Origin of the sequence: Pseudomonas sp. GW460-12-10-14-TSB1 (assembly GCF_017349775.1) — a bacterium.
GTDB classification, from domain to species: domain Bacteria; phylum Pseudomonadota; class Gammaproteobacteria; order Pseudomonadales; family Pseudomonadaceae; genus Aquipseudomonas; species Aquipseudomonas piscium.
The window spans coordinates 12,835-27,530 of record NZ_JACNAC010000003.1; the positions used below are offsets into that span (position 1 = coordinate 12,835).

A 14,696-nucleotide genomic window follows, 5' to 3' on the forward strand; every position below is an offset into this window, starting at 1 on the left:
GTCGCCCCCGTAGGAGCGAAGCTTGCTCGCGATGGCGTCCTCACAGACGCACCGCACAGCAAGGGCTGACTCAGAAACCCGGAGCGATCTGGCCCTTGTAGCGGGTCAGGATGAACTGGCGCACCGCGTCGGAGTTCAATGCCTTGGCCAGTTTCTGGATGCCCGGATCCTTGATGTTGTCCGGCCGGGCCACCAGGAACTCGATGTACAGATCCTTGCCCTTCTCCACGATCAATGCGCTGTTGGTGTCGATCCCGGCTTCCAGGGCGTAGTTGGCGAAGACGAACGCCAGGTCCACCTGGCTCACCGAACGCGCCAGCAAGGCGCCTTCCAGTTCACGGATCTTCAAGTGCCTGGGGTTGTCGAGGATATCGCGCTGGGTGGCCAGGGTGTTACTCGGGTCCTTGAGCTTGATCAGCCCGGCTTCGTGCAGCAGCACCAGGGCGCGGCCGGCGTTCACCGGGTCGTTGGGGATCGACACGCTGGCCCCGTCCTTGAGTTCGGCAATGCTGTTGATCCGCGTCGAATAGGCGCCGAACGGCTCGATATGCACGCCGACCACCGGCACCAGGTCGGTGTGCCGGGTCTTGTTGAAATCATCGAGGAACGGCCGGTACTGGTAGTAGTTGGCGTCGAGGTTCTTCAAGGCCAGTTGCTGGTTGGGCTGGATGAAGTCGGTGAACACCTTGATGTCCAGGTCCACGCCTTCCTTGGCCAGCTCGGGTTTGACGAATTCGAGGATCTGGGCGTGGGGCACCGGGGTAGCGCCCACCACCAGTTTCTCGTTGGCGTGAACGCTCAAGGACAGCACAGCGGCCAACAGGGCCAGGGTCTTTTTCATGGGTTGCTCCTAAGGCAGATACAGACAGCCGTCGTGGGGCGCACGTAGGGCCATGTTTTTTGGTTTTCGCTAATGAGTTCAGCGCCGGCTGTAGCGCGCCACCAGGCGGTCGCCGGTCATTTGCAGGGCCTGGACCAGCACCAGCAGAAGCACCACAGTGACCACCATCACGTCGGTCTGGAAGCGCTGGTAGCCGTAGCGGATCGCCAGGTCACCGAGCCCGCCGCCACCGATCACCCCGGCCATGGCGGTGTAATCCACCAGCACGATGGCCGTCACCGTGACCGCCGCCAGCAGCCCGCCACGAGCTTCGGGCAGCAGGGTGTGCCGAATGATCTGCCAGGTACTGCCGCCCATGGCCTGGGTTGCCTCCACCACGCCGCGATCGACTTCGCGCAGTGCGGTCTCCACCAGCCGGGCGAAAAACGGCGTGCAGCCCACCACCAGCGGTGGAATGGTCCCCGGTACCCCCAGGGATGTGCCCACCAGCAGCGTGGTCAGCGGGATCAACACGATCAGCAGGATGATGAACGGCAGCGAACGCAGCATGTTCACCAGCACCGACAGCACCCGGTAGACGCCCATGGACTCATGCAACTGGCGCTTGCCGGTGAGAAACAGCAACACCCCCAGCGGCAGCCCCAGCAGCACGGTAAAACCCAGCGCCGCGCCAAGCATGCTCAGGGTGTCGAGGCAGGCCTGGCCGATGTCGGCCCAATAGATGTTCTTGAACAGTTCGGCCATGGCTCAGGACCAGTCGTGACGCGGCGGCTTGACCCCATTGAGCAGCCAGTTGCCGACAAGGTGATATTTCCAGCGCACCGGGTCGTGCAGGGTGTGCACCCGGGCGTTGCGCCAGTGGCGGTCGAAGTTGTGCTGTTTCAGGGTCGAGCGGGTACCGCCCAGCTCGAACAGCTTGTTGCTGGCCTCGAGGGCGATTTCCGTGGTCAGCACCTTGGCCCTGGCCACCGCCAGCGACGCCTGGGCGACATTCTCCGCATCCGGCGCCGAACGCGCCGCATCCAGCACCTTGCCAGCGCGTTCGAGCAGGGCTTCGGCGGCCTCCAGGCGAATGTCCAGGGCACCGACCTGAATGATCGTCAGCGGATCTTCGCTGGCCTTTTCCACCCCGGCGTCGATCCACGGCCGGGCGTGCTGCCGCACGAAGGCAATGGTGTCGCGCAGGGCCGCACGGGCAATGCCGGCGTCAATGGCGGCAGTGGTCAGCTGGGCAAAGGGGCCGGCCAGGGTCGGGGTCTCATAGGAGCGATAGGTCGGGAACAGGTTGAACGCCGGGACCCGCAGGTCTTGGGCCAGTACCGTGCCGCTGGAGGTGGTGCGCTGGCCCATGCTGTCCCAGTCGTCAAGTACCGCCAGCCCTGACGTGCCGCGTTCGACGAACGCCAGTTGGGCTCGCTGCTCTTCGTCCAGGGCCAGCACCGCCAGCCAGTGGGCGTACAGCGAGCCGGTGCAGTAGCCCTTGCGGCCATTGATCAGATAGCCCTCCCCCGAGCGGCGCACAGTGGCCTGGATGTCCTGCACGTTCTTGCCGCCGGTTTCCGACAGCGCATTGGCAAAACGATGGCCCTGCAACGCCAGGGTGAAAAAGTGCGCCTGCTGCTCGGCGCTGCCTTGCAGGCGGATGTCCTCCAGCAGGCAGTAATGGTTCTGCGGGATCTGCCCCAGCGACGGGTCGGCCGCCGAAATGATCGCGATCACCTGGGCCAGCACCGCATAGGACACCTGGGCACCACCAAACTCCCTCGGCACGCTGATACCCCACAGACCGCTGTTGGAATACAGGTCGACCACCTCGGCCGGCACCTGGCGCGTGCGGTCGCGCTCGGCGTCCTGCTCCAGCAAGACGGCGGCGACCCGCTCGGCCACCGCCAGGGCCTCGGCGGCATCGCCAATCACATGGGCATTAGGGGAGTGAATGGAGTACTCGGCAGATTCAGGCAAGACAGGCATACAACGCTCTCGGGCGAATTAAAGGTTGCCAGGCTCACTGCAGCTTCTGTGCCGGAAGATTTACCCCCAAATTCAAGGGTTTGTGCCCACCAAAGGACTCACGCCCCCAGGCTTCGGGGCAAATTGCTGGATCGCTGTTGGCCACCGAACACCCAGGACTGTTGCCCGAGCAACACCTCGTCGGCCCGCGCCGGGCTGCCGGCTACCCGGGCCTATAGTGAACCGACCGGAGAACCGGCCAGGTTCACTTCGACGAACACCCAGACAAGAAAGGAGAACTGAGATGAGTGTCAAACCCATCCCCGAGGGTTACCCCAGCATCACGCCCTACCTGGGGATTACCCAGGCTGCCGAGGCTATCGAGTTCTACAAGAATGCCTTCGACGCCATCCAGGTCATGCGCCTGGACATGCCCGACGGCAGTGTCGGCCATGCCGAGCTGCGCATCGGCGACTGCCCGATCATGCTGGGAACACCCTGCGATCAGGGCCCATTGAGCAATCCCGATAAATCGCCTGCCGTCGGCCTGCACCTGTACGTCAACGACGTCGACAAACAGTTCGCCCAGGCCATCGCCGCCGGCGGCCAGGTGGTGTCCGAGGTCAAGGACCAGTTCTACGGCGACCGTAGCGGCACCCTGAAAGACCCGTTCGGCCACCTGTGGTTTCTCGCCACCCGCAAGGAAGACCTGAGCGAAGAGCAGATCAAGCAGCGGGCCATGGAGATGTTTCAACAGCAGGGATAAGCCCTGTGCCTGAAAACCCTTGATCGCGGGCCAGTCGGATCACCGCCCGCTCGCTCCTACAGAAGAAGCGCGCGAGGCTGGCCCGCGATAGCGCCCCCCCAACGCCCCACAGCGCCGGCCTTTTGCACGCCATTGGTCGCGCGGAAACATTTACTTTCATATCGTCTTTCGGGATTTACGATTCTCATTCGTCTTAATTAGATGCAGCAGGTCGCGTTGGCGAAGGCTACGCCGCGGGTTTCTCTCCGGGCTCAGCAGACGCCCGCGGCTCCACTCCTCGAATCAAGACGCGTGCTCAATGTCGAAGAAGTCCCGCTCGAAAATCTGGTTTCTCGTTCACAGCTGGCTGGCGCTGCCCATCTGGTTCTTTGTGCTGATCGTTTGCGTCACCGGCACCCTGGCCGTGGTCAGCCAGGAAATCGTCTGGCTGGCCAACCCCGACATCCGCGCCAGCAAACCCACAGGCGACGCCCAACCGCTGAGCTATGACCAGATCGTCAAGGCCATCAAACAGGCCGAACCGCAGACTCTGGTCAATAGCATCAGGACCCCCGACGAAACGCATTTCGCCCTGACCGTGGGCGTCAACTACCCCGATGGCCGCTCCGTCGAGGTCTACGTCAATCCGTACACTGGGGTCATCCAGGGTGTCAGCCCGCAGTTCAACTTCCAGGCCTTCACCCGTGCCCTGCATGGCTGGTGGCTGGTGCCTTTCACCAACGGCTACAGCTGGGGCTGGTACCTGGTATCGCTGCTTGGCCTGCCGATGCTGGCGTCGCTGGTCACGGGCCTGGTGGTCTACAAGAAGTTCTGGAAGGGCTTTCTCAAGCCGACCCTGCGCCTGCGCCACGGCGCGCGGATTTTCTGGGGCGATTTCCATCGCCTGAGCGGCATCTGGTCGATCTGGTTCATCGCAGTGATCTCCATCACCGGCACCTGGTTTCTGATCGAGGCAATCCTCAGCGACAACCAGATCACCCTCTCCAGCGAACCCATAGTGCCGGTGATCGCCCGCGAAAACGTGCCCACCTCCGCCGACGGCAGCCCGGCGCCGATGATCGGCGTCGATGAAGCCATCCGCATCGCCACCCAGCAGATCTCGGGCTTCGAGGTCGGCTTCGTCATGCTGCCGAGCAATGCCTACAGCCATCTGTTCATCGGCGGCCGCGGCTGGTACCCGCTGATGTACCAGACCGCCAACCTCAACCCTTACAGCGGCTCGGTCGATACCACGCACCTGCTGTCCCATCGCTCGGCCCTGGAATTCGTCACCGAGTCCATGCGCCCGCTGCACACCGGTGACTTCGGCGGCATCTGGATCAAGCTGATCTGGTTCTTCTTCGGCCTGCTGCTGAGCATGATGGTGCTCAGCGGCCTGCTGATCTGGACCAAACGCACCGCCCTGGCCACCGCCGCCGCCCTCAAGCGCAGCAACAAGCCCGCGCGCCCCACCCTCGCCCAGCGCCCGGTTGCGGCCCTGCACCGCGACACGCCGGAGGGCAACCTGTGAGCAAGACAGATAACCCAATGCCGGTTTCGCCCCTGCGCCAGTTCTGGCTGAAATGGCGTTTCCACCTGAACATCCTGCTGTTGCTGATCCCCCTTGGCTTCATGCCCAAGTACTTTGCCGACGCGGCGCTGGCCCGTGGCGACAGCGGCCTGGGCGAACGCGAGGTGGGCGAAGTGCAAGTCGGCCCCTGGAGCCTGCGCCTGGCCGAACTGCGTAACGAAGCGCCGCAACTCCAGGGGCCGGCCGGTTATATGAAAGGCTTCAATGCCGCCCTGTGTGACGCCTGCATCGATCAGGTCAAGGCCACCTACCTGCGCATCGGCAAACCCCGCAGCCTGCGCGCCGCCGGGGTGATTTTCTTCGGCACCCCATACCGCATGGGGGCCAGCCTGCCCGTTCCGGAAAAGACCAAGGCCGACGCCGAGCTGTGGATAACCATGGAAGGCTGGGACGGCAGCATGCACCAGGCGGCCATCCCCCTGGGCCAGGCATCCCCGGCGACCCTCGCCTGGCTGAACAAACAAGGAGGCAAACCATGATTGCTGTACCCACCGCCCGCCTGCGCCTGCTCGGTGCCGGCACGCTCCTGCTCGCCAGCACTCTGTTCAGTGGCGGCGCCCTGGCCCACAACCCGATGTGCGAGTGCAAGCAGATCGACGGCGAGCAGATCCGCTGCACCGGCGGCTTCTCCGATGGCAGCGGCGCCCCGGGGGTGACCCTGGACGTGATCGGCTACGACGAAACCATCCTGGTGCCCGGCAAGCTGGGCGCCGACTCCACCCTGACCTTCAAGAAACCCGACGCCGAGTTCTATGTGCTGTTCGACGCCGGCCCCGGCCACGTGGTCGAGATCGACCAAGCCGACATCGAGGCCCCATGAACACCTCCACCAGCCAAGTCGTGCGCCCGGCCGGCGCCGGCCATGAAACCCTCTACGTCCTGCTGTTGTGCCTGCTGATCCTCAGTGTGGCCGGCACCGTGGTGCTCTGGCGCGGCGAAACCCGCGAAGTGGCGAGCGTCGACAGCCATCAACTGGACGCCCGCCGCGACCTCACCGCCGGCGAGCAGGGCCTGTACGCCGACCTGCGGGTGACCCTCGACGAAATCCGCCTGCTGCGCGAAGAAGCCCAGGCCCTGCCGACGCCCGAGCAACTGGCCGAGGAAGGTTTCGCGCCCTTTGCCCAGGACGCCAGTTCGGTGAGCCGTGGTGGGCATGTCTGGCAGTTGCGGCAACAGGCCTATGTCGGCCTCAGCCAGGACAACGCAGTGGCCGGTTCCTTGCTGATGCGTATCGCTGCCGACCCGGCCGCCGCCCCGGATATCTGGCTCAACCGCGGCCCGTCCCTCGCCGCCCCCGACGACCTCAGCGACGCCGCCCTGGCCAGTGCCGGCTGGCAGCAGGTGGTCGCGCAATTCGATGCCGGAGTGACCCGCCAGCATCGCCACTGAACCCACGCATTCACCCGAGAGAAGACTGCTAGCCCATGCCTATTTCATCTCAACGCCGCCCGTTCCTGCGGGTGCTGCTGGTCAGCCTGTTCGCCCTGTTGCTCAGCCCTCTCGCCACGGCCGACCAGGCCAAGCGCCTGCGTATCGGCATCACCCTGCACCCCTACTACAGCTATGTGGCCAACATCGTCGGCGACAAGGCCGACGTCGTGCCGCTGATTCCCGCCGGCTTCAACCCCCACGCCTATGAGCCGCGCGCCGAAGACATCAAGCGCATCGGCACCCTGGACGTGATCGTGCTCAACGGCGTCGGCCACGACGACTTCGCCGACCGCATGATCGAGGCCAGCGAACGCCCGGACATCCCGGTGATCGAGTCCAACCAGAACGTGCCGCTGCTGGCCGCCACCGGCATCGCCGCGCGCGGCGCCGGCAAGGTGGTCAACCCGCACACCTTCCTGTCCATCAGCGCCTCCATCGCCCAGGTCAACAACATCGCCCGCGAGCTGGGCAAGATGGACCCGGCCAACGCCAAGGCCTACACCCAGAACGCCCGCGCCTACGGCAAGCGCCTGCGGCAGATGCGCGCCGACGCCCTGGCCAAGCTGACCAAGGCGCCCAACGCCGACCTGCGGGTGGCCACCGTGCACGCCGCCTACGACTACCTGCTGCGCGAATTCGGCCTGGAAGTCACCGCCGTGGTCGAACCGGCCCACGGCATCGAGCCCAGCCCGAGCCAGCTGAAAAAGACCATCGACCAACTGCGTGAGCTGGACGTCAAGGTGATCTTCTCCGAGATGGACTTCCCGTCCACCTACGTCGACACCATCCAGCGCGAGTCCGGGGTCAAGCTGTACCCGCTGTCGCACATTTCCTATGGCGACTACAGCGCAGAGAAGTACGAGAAGGAAATGGCCGGCAACCTCGACACCGTGGTCCGGGCGATCCAGGAGGCCGGCGCATGACCGCCCTGCACAGCCTGGCCCGCGGCCCGTCCATCGAGTTCGACCAGGTCAGCCTGACTCTGGGCAGCACCACCATCCTCGATAACGTCAACTTCAAGGTGCAGCCCGGCACCCTGCATGCCCTGGTCGGCCCCAACGGCGGCGGCAAGAGCTCGCTGATCAAGACCCTGCTCGGGCAGATGCCCCACCAGGGCCAGTTGAGCCTGCAATGGCCGGGCGAACCGGGGGTGATCGGCTATGTGCCGCAAGCCCTGGAATTCGATCGCGGCCTGCCGATGACCGTCGACGACTTCATGGCCGCCATGTGCCAGCGCCGCCCGGCCTTCCTCGGCCTCAGCCGGCATTACGCCAAGGCCATAGGCGAGGCCCTGGAACGGGTCGGCATGCAGGACAAGCGCAAGCGGCGCATGGGCGCCCTGTCCGGCGGCGAACGCCAGCGGGTGCTGCTGGCCCAGGGGCTGATCCCGGCGCCGCAACTGCTGGTGCTGGACGAACCGATGTCGGCCCTCGACGAGGCCGGCATCCAGGTCTTCGAGCGCCTGCTCGGCGACTGGCGCCAGGCCGGGATCACCCTGCTGTGGATCGAACACGACCTGGAAGCGGTCGGCCGCCTGGCGGACCGGGTCACCGGCCTGCATCGCCGAGTACTGTTCGACGCCCAGCCGCAGCAGGCGCTGACCCCGGAACGCCTGCTGACGCTGTTTTCCACCCACCCGCGCAGCGCGGACGTCGTCAGCGGGAGTGTTGCCTGATGAGTTACGAAGCCTTTCGTCTGATGATCCAGGGCTGGGCCTCCTCCGGTTACCTGCCGGAAGCCCTGGCCTATGGTTTTGTGGTCAACGCCCTGCTCGCCGGATTGCTCATCGGCCCGGTGCTGGGCGGCCTGGGCACCTTGGTGGTGGTCAAGCGCTTCGCGTTCTTCTCCGAAGCGGTGGGCCATGCGGCCCTGACTGGCGTGGCCATCGGCATTCTGCTCGGTGAGCCCTACACCGGCCCGTACGGCAGCCTGTTCGGCTACTGCCTGCTGTTCGGCATCCTGCTCAACTACCTGCGCAACCGCACCGGCCTGGCGCCGGACACCCTGATCGGCGTGTTCCTCTCGGTGTCCCTGGCCCTGGGCGCCAGCCTGCTGCTGATCCTCGCCGGCAAGATCAACGTGCACATCCTGGAAAACGTGCTGTTCGGTTCGGTGCTCACGGTCAACGGCAACGACCTGCTGGTGCTGCTGATCGTCGGCGCTTTGGTGATGGGCCTGAGCCTGCCGCTGTACAACCGCATCATGCTGGCCAGCTTCAACCCGCAACTGGCGGCGGTGCGCGGCGTCGCGGTGAAGACCCTGGACTACCTGTTCGTGATCCTGGTGACCCTGATCACCGTGGCCGCAGTGAAAGTCATAGGCGCGATCCTGGTGGGCGCCCTTTTGGTGATTCCGGCGGCGGCCGCGCGCCTGTTGAGCCAGTCGCTCAAGGGCTTTTTCTGGATCTCGGTGCTGATCGCCACGGTCAGCACCCTGTGCGGCATCCTGCTGCCGATCCTCTTCGACCTGCCGGTGCCTTCCGGCGCCGCAATCATCCTGGTGGCCGGTGTCGCCTTCGCCCTGGCCGCCATTGCCCGCGGCATTGTCCCCAGCCTCAAAGGGAATATCGGATAAATGCACAGTTCACTACGTCACCTGACACCACCCTTGACCATCGCCCTGGCCCTGGCCCTCGGCGGGCTGAGCAGCGCTCCGGCCCTGGCCCAGCCGGACCGTTTCGAACCCATGCGCGTCACCGCCAACCAGAGCCTGGGCACCACGGCGCTGCACAGCGCCAGCTCACACAAGCCGCTGAGCGTACTGGCCTCGCTACCGGTGACCTTCGGCCTCGGCCAGTTGCTGCTGCAAGGCACCAATGTGCAGCTCGAACGCGCCGCCCCCGACAACCTGCCGGGCTCGCGCCAGACCGCCTACTTCACCGGCCGCGGCGCCCCGGCGCTGCACAAGCTGGCCCTCGACGCCGACGCGGTGATCGGCCTGCGCTCGATCTGGCCGGACGACCCGCTGTACCCCAACGCGCGGCGCAGCAACATCCGCATCGTCGAAGTCGATGCCGCGCGCCCGGTGGACGGCGCCCTGCCCGGAGTCGCCCTGCAACCTGGCAAGAGCGATGGCCTGAGCAGCCAGCCGTGGCTGTCGAGCAACAACCTGGGGCGCATGGCCGATGTGCTGGCCGCCGACCTGGTGCGCCTGGCCCCCGCCGCCAAGCCGAAGATCGACGCCAACCTGGCCAGCCTCAAGCAACGCCTGCTCAAGCTCAGCGCCGATACCGAGGGGCAACTGGCCAACGCCGACAACCTCAGCGTGCTCAGCCTCAGCGACCACTTCGGGTATCTGGTCAGCGGGCTCAACCTGGAACTGCTGGAGGTCGACGCCCGCGCCGACAACGAGTGGACGGCCGAAGCGCTGCAGCAGTTGCAAGCCCGGCTCAAGGACAACGACGTGGCCATCGTCCTGCATCACCGCCAGCCGTCCGACGCGATCAAGGCCGCCATCAGCGCCGCCGGCAGCCAGTTGCTGGTGCTGCAAACCGACAGCGCCGACCCGCTGGCGGAGCTGGAGAACAACATCAAGCAGGTGACCACGGCGCTGAACGCCAAGTCCTGAATGGGTGACAGGGGCACGACCGCGATTCCTGTAGCCGCTGCCGCAGGCTGCGATCGGGGCGCAGCCCCGTGGACCGGACGCCGGTCTGATGTGTGGGGTTGTCTGGCTTGGCGCCCGCTCCGCGGGCGATCGCAGCCTCGCTGAGGCTCGGCAGCGGCTACAGGCGCCTGCCAGTGCTTACAAATTCCCCCAAGAATCGCCCGTCTCGCCGGTGCTAGGGTGCTGCTCTCCCATCGAACGGACAGGAAGCCCCTCATGAGTGACTACCTCAAGCTCAACCAGGCCAACTGGGACGAGCGCGCACCGCTGCACGCGGCCTCGCCGGACTACCAGGTACAGATGTTTGTCGACGACCCGCGGCACCTGTCCGAGGTGGTGCGTTTCGACCTGCCGCTGCTGGGCGACATCAGCGGCCTGCGCGGCGTGCATCTGCAATGCCATATCGGCACCGACACCCTGTCGCTGGCGCGCCTCGGCGCGCGGATGACCGGGCTGGATTTCTCCCCCGCCTCCCTGGCCGAAGCCCGCAACCTGATGGCGCGCACGGATACGACTATCGAGTTCGTCGAGTCCGACGTCTACAAAGCCTCCGAGGTGCTGCCCAAGGCCGCGTTCGACCTGGTCTACACCGGTATCGGCGCCCTGTGCTGGCTGCCCAGCGTCGATACCTGGGCGCGTAATGTCAGCGAACTGCTCAAGCCCGGTGGCCGGCTGTTTATCCGCGAAGGCCACCCGATGCTCTGGGCCCTGGACGAAAGGCGCGAGGATACGCTGCTGGTGGAGTTGCCCTACTTCGAGCACAGCGAACCGCTGGTGTGGGACGACGACAGCACCTACGTCAGCACCGACCGGCCGCTCAAGGCCACGGTGACCCATGCATGGAACCACGGCCTGGGGGAAATCGTCAGCGCGCTGCTCAAACACGGCCTGCAGATCAGCGGCCTGGTGGAACACCAGAGCATCCCCTGGGACGCCCTGCCCGGGCAGATGCGTTGTGACGAACAAGGCGAATGGCACCTCAAGGAAGCGCCCTTGCGCCTGCCACTGAGCTACACCTTGCAGGCCATCAAACGCCCGATCTGACGCCCACAAAAAAGCCCGCTGGACCTGAAGATCCAGCGGGCTTTTTTATTCCCTGTAGCCGCTGCCAAAGGCTGCGATAAGCCCGCCAGGGCTTCGGCGATCTCAAGATCGCCAGCGACCGTTCTCCGAACGCGGCCCGGGTCGATCGCAGCCTGCGGCAGCGGCTACAGGCCTGTGTCAGTCACAATCAGTTGGCGGCCGCCTGGGCGTCCATCTTCTGCCGCAGGCTCAGCGGGCGCATGTCGGTCCACACCTCTTCGATGTAGGCCAGGCATTCCTTCTTGAAGCCGCTCTTGCCCACGGTGCGCCAGCCTTGTGGCACAGCCTTGTAGTCCGGCCAGATCGAATACTGCTCCTCATGGTTGACCACTACCTGAAAGAGGATGTCCTCGCGGTCAAATACTGAAGTCATTACGTGTCTCCATCGCTGTAAGGCTCGCTGCGCTGAACGCGCAGCGGTTGTGAATAAGGAACGTTCGAGGCCTGTGGAAAATTAGAGGCTGGCGACCGCCGCCGCCAAAGCCCGGCTGAAAATATCCGCCACCTGGTCGATTTGGGCCGCGGTGATCACCAGCGGCGGCAGGAAACGCACCACGCTGCCGTGGCGCCCGCCCATTTCCAGGATCAACCCGCGCTTGAGGCATTCACGCTGTACCAGCGGCGCCAAGCGGCTGAACTGCGGCGGATGGCCCAGGGCGTCTTTCTCGCCGGCCGGGTCCACCAGCTCGATCCCCAGCATCAGGCCACGCCCACGAATGTCGCCCATCTGCGGGAAGTCGCGCTGCAGGATCCGCAGGTGCTCGCGCAAACGCTCGCCCATGGCGGCGGCATGCTCGGGCACCTTGTGCTCCTTGAGGTAGCGCATCACCGCGGAACCGGTGGCCATGGCCATCTGGTTGCCTCGGAAGGTGCCAGCATGGGCGCCCGGCAGCCAGGTGTCGAGCCAGTCGCGGTAGACCACCACCGCCATCGGCAGGCTGCCGCCGATGGCCTTGGACATCACCACCACATCCGGGATGATCCCGGCGTGCTCGAAGGCGAACATCTTGCCGGTACGACCGAAGCCGCTCTGGATCTCATCGACGATCAAGGCCACGCCGGCCTTTTCAGTGATGCGGCGCACGCCGCGCAACCAGTCGAGGTCGGCGGGAATCACCCCGCCCTCGCCCTGGACCGCCTCGACGATGATCGCCGCCGGCAGTTGCACGCCGGCTTCCGGGTCGCTCAGCAGGTTTTCCAGATAGCTCAGGTTGGCCTTCACCCCCGCTTCGCCGCCCAGGCCGAACGGGCAGCGGTAGTCGTAAGGGAACGGCAGGATCTGCACGCCGTTGGTCAGCAGTGCACCCAACGGCCGCTTCGGCCCCAGGCTGCCCATCAGGCTCAGGGCGCCCTGGGTCATGCCGTGGTAGGCGCCCTGGAACGACAGCACAGTGCTGCGGCCGGTGGCGGTACGGGTCAGCTTCAATGCCGCTTCCACGGCGTCGGTGCCGGTTGGGCCGCAGAACTGGATTTTCGCCTCGGCGGCCAGGGCCGGCGGCAGCAGGCCGAACAGGTCCTGGACGAACTGGTCCTTGACCGGCGTGGTCAGGTCCAGGGTCAGCAGCGGCAGCTCATCGGCCAGCACCTGCTGGATGGCCTCGATCACCACCGGGTGGTTGTGGCCCAGGGCCAGGGTCCCGGCACCGGCCAGGCAGTCGATGAAGCGCCGGCCTTCGACGTCCTCGACATGAATCCCGCGCGCCCGCTTGAGCGCCAGGGGAATGCGCCGCGGGTAGCTGCGGGCATTGGACTCCTGCTGGTTCTGCCGGGCCAGCAACGGCGATTCGGTGAACTGGTAAAGCGTCTCGGCCGGCGCGGCACTGGTCCGCGCGGGCTGATCGTCGACAAGGCTGGTAGCAACTGACATCTCTCGAATCCTCACGCTGATGAGTTGAGCGAAACCGCACACCACACAGGTACGCAGCCGGTTCAGCGCGCACTCGCAGGTTTTCCTGTTCTGGAAACGCATCAGCGACGAGAGGATTTACACCCGGGAGAGGGTTTATTGCGTATCAACCGCGAAGGTGGTGGCGAACATCAAGACGTCATCGCGGGCAAGCCTCGCTCCCACAGGATTTTGTAGGAGCGAGCGGGCGGCGATCCGACTTGCCCGCGATAAGGCCCTCAGGCCGATTGCAACGGCATGGTCAACTCGACCCGCAAGCCATCCGGCCGGCTGTCAAAGTGCAGCACGCAGCCGCAGCGCTGGACAATCGCCTGGACAATGGCCAGGCCCAGGCCGCAACCGGTGCTCTGGCCGTTGCGCCAGAAGCGTTGGGTCAGGTGCTGCAAGTCATCCTCGGGAATGCCGCTGCCATGGTCGCGCACCTGGAAGCGCACCCGGTTGCCGAGGGTTTCAAGGTTCAGCTCCACCGGCGCATCGCTCGGGGTATGGCGCAGGGCGTTGTCCAGCAGGTTGCGCAACGCGGCGATGGCCAGCACCGAGGGCATTTCCAGCGGCGCCGCCGACACCCGTTCGTCGATGTGCAGCCGGACCCGCTGCCGGGCACCGCTGGCGGCGTCCTGGATCGCGGTCTTCGCCACCTGTTCGGCATTGCACTGCACGCCGTCCTCGAACGACAGGCTGCCCTCGACCCGGGCCAGCAACAGCAGTTGCTCCAAGGTCCGGTGCAGACGGTCGGCGCCTTCTTCGGCGCGCGCCAGGGATTGATCGCGGGCCACGCCTTCGGTCATGCGCGCCACTTGCAGGTGGGTCTTGATCGCCGTCAGCGGGCTGCGCAATTCGTGCGCGGCGTCACCGGTCAGGCGGCGCTCGCGCTCGATGGTCTTGCCGATGCGCTGGAACAGCTGGTTCTGGGTTTCCAGCAACGGCCGCAACTCGCTGGGCAGTGGGTGGATCTGCAAAGGTTCCAGGGAGTCGGCGCTGCGGCGCATCAAGGCATCGCGCATGCGGTTCAGCGGCGCCAGGCCCTGGCCGATCCCCAGCCACAACAACCACAGGCAACCCAGCAACGCCACGCCGACCGGCACCGAAGCGGCCAGCAGCACCGACATGTTCAGCGCTTCGCGCTCGACCTGTCGATCGGCGGTGGTGATGCGCAGGTCGCCCCGGGCCAGGGTGAAGCTGCGCCAACGCACGCCATCGATCATCTGGTCGTGAAAGCCCAGGCGTTCGGCTTCGAGCTTTTCGTCGGGGTGGTTATGGCTGCGGGCGAGGATCTCGCCGCGCAGGGAGCTGACCTGGCAGGCCATGCCCCCGGGAATGTTCAACTGTTCGGCGCTGAAATGGGTGCCCTCGCCCTTGCTCGACAAGGGCGGCAATTGTTCCAGCAGACCGGCGACCATGCGCGCCGAAGCCACCAGGCGCTGGTCGAGGGAAAACATCATCTGGTTGCGCAAGTCGCTGAACATCCAGGCCGCGGCCAGCGCCCAGATCAGCACAAAGGCCGCGCCGATGGTCAGGCTCAGGCGCAAACGCAGGCTCATCA

At 65.6% G+C, this 14,696-nt stretch carries 16 protein-coding genes; 10 read left to right on the plus strand and 6 right to left on the minus strand.

The window, feature by feature from the left end; all coding sequences use genetic code 11:
* Positions 1-70: 70 nt before the first annotated feature.
* The 3 genes from J4D52_RS02750 to J4D52_RS02760 all read right to left on the minus strand — a co-directional run bounded on the left by J4D52_RS02750 (position 71) and on the right by J4D52_RS02760 (position 2,812).
* Positions 71-841, minus strand: a complete 771-nt coding sequence (locus J4D52_RS02750; RefSeq protein ID WP_102677834.1) for a MetQ/NlpA family ABC transporter substrate-binding protein — start codon at positions 839-841, stop codon at positions 71-73.
* 78 nt (positions 842-919) lie between these two features.
* Positions 920-1,585: a methionine ABC transporter permease gene (locus J4D52_RS02755; protein ID WP_053280246.1), complete on the minus strand. Its 666-nt coding sequence runs from the start codon at positions 1,583-1,585 to the stop codon at positions 920-922.
* A 3-nt stretch (positions 1,586-1,588) separates the two neighbouring features.
* Entirely contained in the window at positions 1,589-2,812 is a 1,224-nt protein-coding gene (locus J4D52_RS02760; RefSeq protein ID WP_102677835.1) for an SfnB family sulfur acquisition oxidoreductase, read from the minus strand.
* A 283-nt stretch (positions 2,813-3,095) separates the two neighbouring features.
* Here J4D52_RS02760 and J4D52_RS02765 point away from each other — a divergent pair, with 283 nt between their 5' ends.
* The 10 genes from J4D52_RS02765 (at position 3,096) to J4D52_RS02810 (ending at position 11,208) form a co-directional block, all read left to right on the plus strand.
* On the plus strand, positions 3,096-3,557 hold the full coding sequence (locus J4D52_RS02765; protein WP_102677836.1) for a VOC family protein: 462 nt from the start codon (positions 3,096-3,098) through the stop codon (positions 3,555-3,557).
* Positions 3,558-3,855: 298 nt separating this feature from the next.
* Entirely contained in the window at positions 3,856-5,067 is a 1,212-nt protein-coding gene (locus J4D52_RS02770; RefSeq protein ID WP_102677837.1) for a PepSY domain-containing protein, read from the plus strand.
* 17 nt (positions 5,068-5,084) lie between these two features.
* Entirely contained in the window at positions 5,085-5,606 is a 522-nt protein-coding gene (locus J4D52_RS02775; RefSeq protein WP_102677838.1) for a thiamine pyrophosphate-binding protein, read from the plus strand.
* Positions 5,603-5,947, plus strand: a complete 345-nt coding sequence (locus J4D52_RS02780) for a hypothetical protein (RefSeq protein ID WP_063432500.1) — start codon at positions 5,603-5,605, stop codon at positions 5,945-5,947. The genes J4D52_RS02775 and J4D52_RS02780 overlap by 4 nt, the downstream gene beginning before the upstream one ends.
* Positions 5,944-6,516, plus strand: a complete 573-nt coding sequence (locus tag J4D52_RS02785; RefSeq protein WP_063432502.1) for a DUF6162 family protein — start codon at positions 5,944-5,946, stop codon at positions 6,514-6,516. Before J4D52_RS02780 ends, J4D52_RS02785 begins: the two co-directional genes overlap by 4 nt.
* Before the next feature lie 35 nt (positions 6,517-6,551).
* Complete coding sequence (locus tag J4D52_RS02790; protein ID WP_102677839.1) at positions 6,552-7,481, plus strand: metal ABC transporter substrate-binding protein; 930 nt, start codon at positions 6,552-6,554, stop codon at positions 7,479-7,481.
* Positions 7,478-8,233 (plus strand): metal ABC transporter ATP-binding protein, encoded by a 756-nt coding sequence (locus J4D52_RS02795; protein ID WP_102677840.1) that lies wholly within the window; start codon positions 7,478-7,480, stop codon positions 8,231-8,233. Before J4D52_RS02790 ends, J4D52_RS02795 begins: the two co-directional genes overlap by 4 nt.
* On the plus strand, positions 8,233-9,132 hold the full coding sequence (locus J4D52_RS02800) for a metal ABC transporter permease (RefSeq protein ID WP_009044895.1): 900 nt from the start codon (positions 8,233-8,235) through the stop codon (positions 9,130-9,132). Before J4D52_RS02795 ends, J4D52_RS02800 begins: the two co-directional genes overlap by 1 nt.
* The gene (locus J4D52_RS02805) at positions 9,133-10,125 is read left to right on the plus strand and encodes a metal ABC transporter solute-binding protein, Zn/Mn family (RefSeq protein WP_102677841.1); all 993 of its coding nucleotides are present in this window, start codon (positions 9,133-9,135) and stop codon (positions 10,123-10,125) included. It begins immediately after the preceding gene.
* A gap of 255 nt (positions 10,126-10,380) precedes the next feature.
* Positions 10,381-11,208 (plus strand): bifunctional 2-polyprenyl-6-hydroxyphenol methylase/3-demethylubiquinol 3-O-methyltransferase UbiG, encoded by an 828-nt coding sequence (locus J4D52_RS02810; protein ID WP_025805417.1) that lies wholly within the window; start codon positions 10,381-10,383, stop codon positions 11,206-11,208.
* A 187-nt stretch (positions 11,209-11,395) separates the two neighbouring features.
* Here the strand turns inward: J4D52_RS02810 and J4D52_RS02815 are convergent, their stop codons facing one another.
* The 3 genes from J4D52_RS02815 to J4D52_RS02825 all read right to left on the minus strand — a co-directional run bounded on the left by J4D52_RS02815 (position 11,396) and on the right by J4D52_RS02825 (position 14,694).
* Positions 11,396-11,620: an MbtH family protein gene (locus tag J4D52_RS02815; RefSeq protein WP_007923760.1), complete on the minus strand. Its 225-nt coding sequence runs from the start codon at positions 11,618-11,620 to the stop codon at positions 11,396-11,398.
* Between the two features lie 81 nt (positions 11,621-11,701).
* A complete protein-coding gene (locus J4D52_RS02820) occupies positions 11,702-13,114 on the minus strand; it encodes an aspartate aminotransferase family protein (RefSeq protein ID WP_102677842.1) in 1,413 nt (470 codons plus the stop codon).
* 257 nt (positions 13,115-13,371) lie between these two features.
* A complete protein-coding gene (locus tag J4D52_RS02825) occupies positions 13,372-14,694 on the minus strand; it encodes an ATP-binding protein (RefSeq protein WP_102677843.1) in 1,323 nt (440 codons plus the stop codon).
* Between the last annotated feature and the right edge of the window lie 2 nt (positions 14,695-14,696).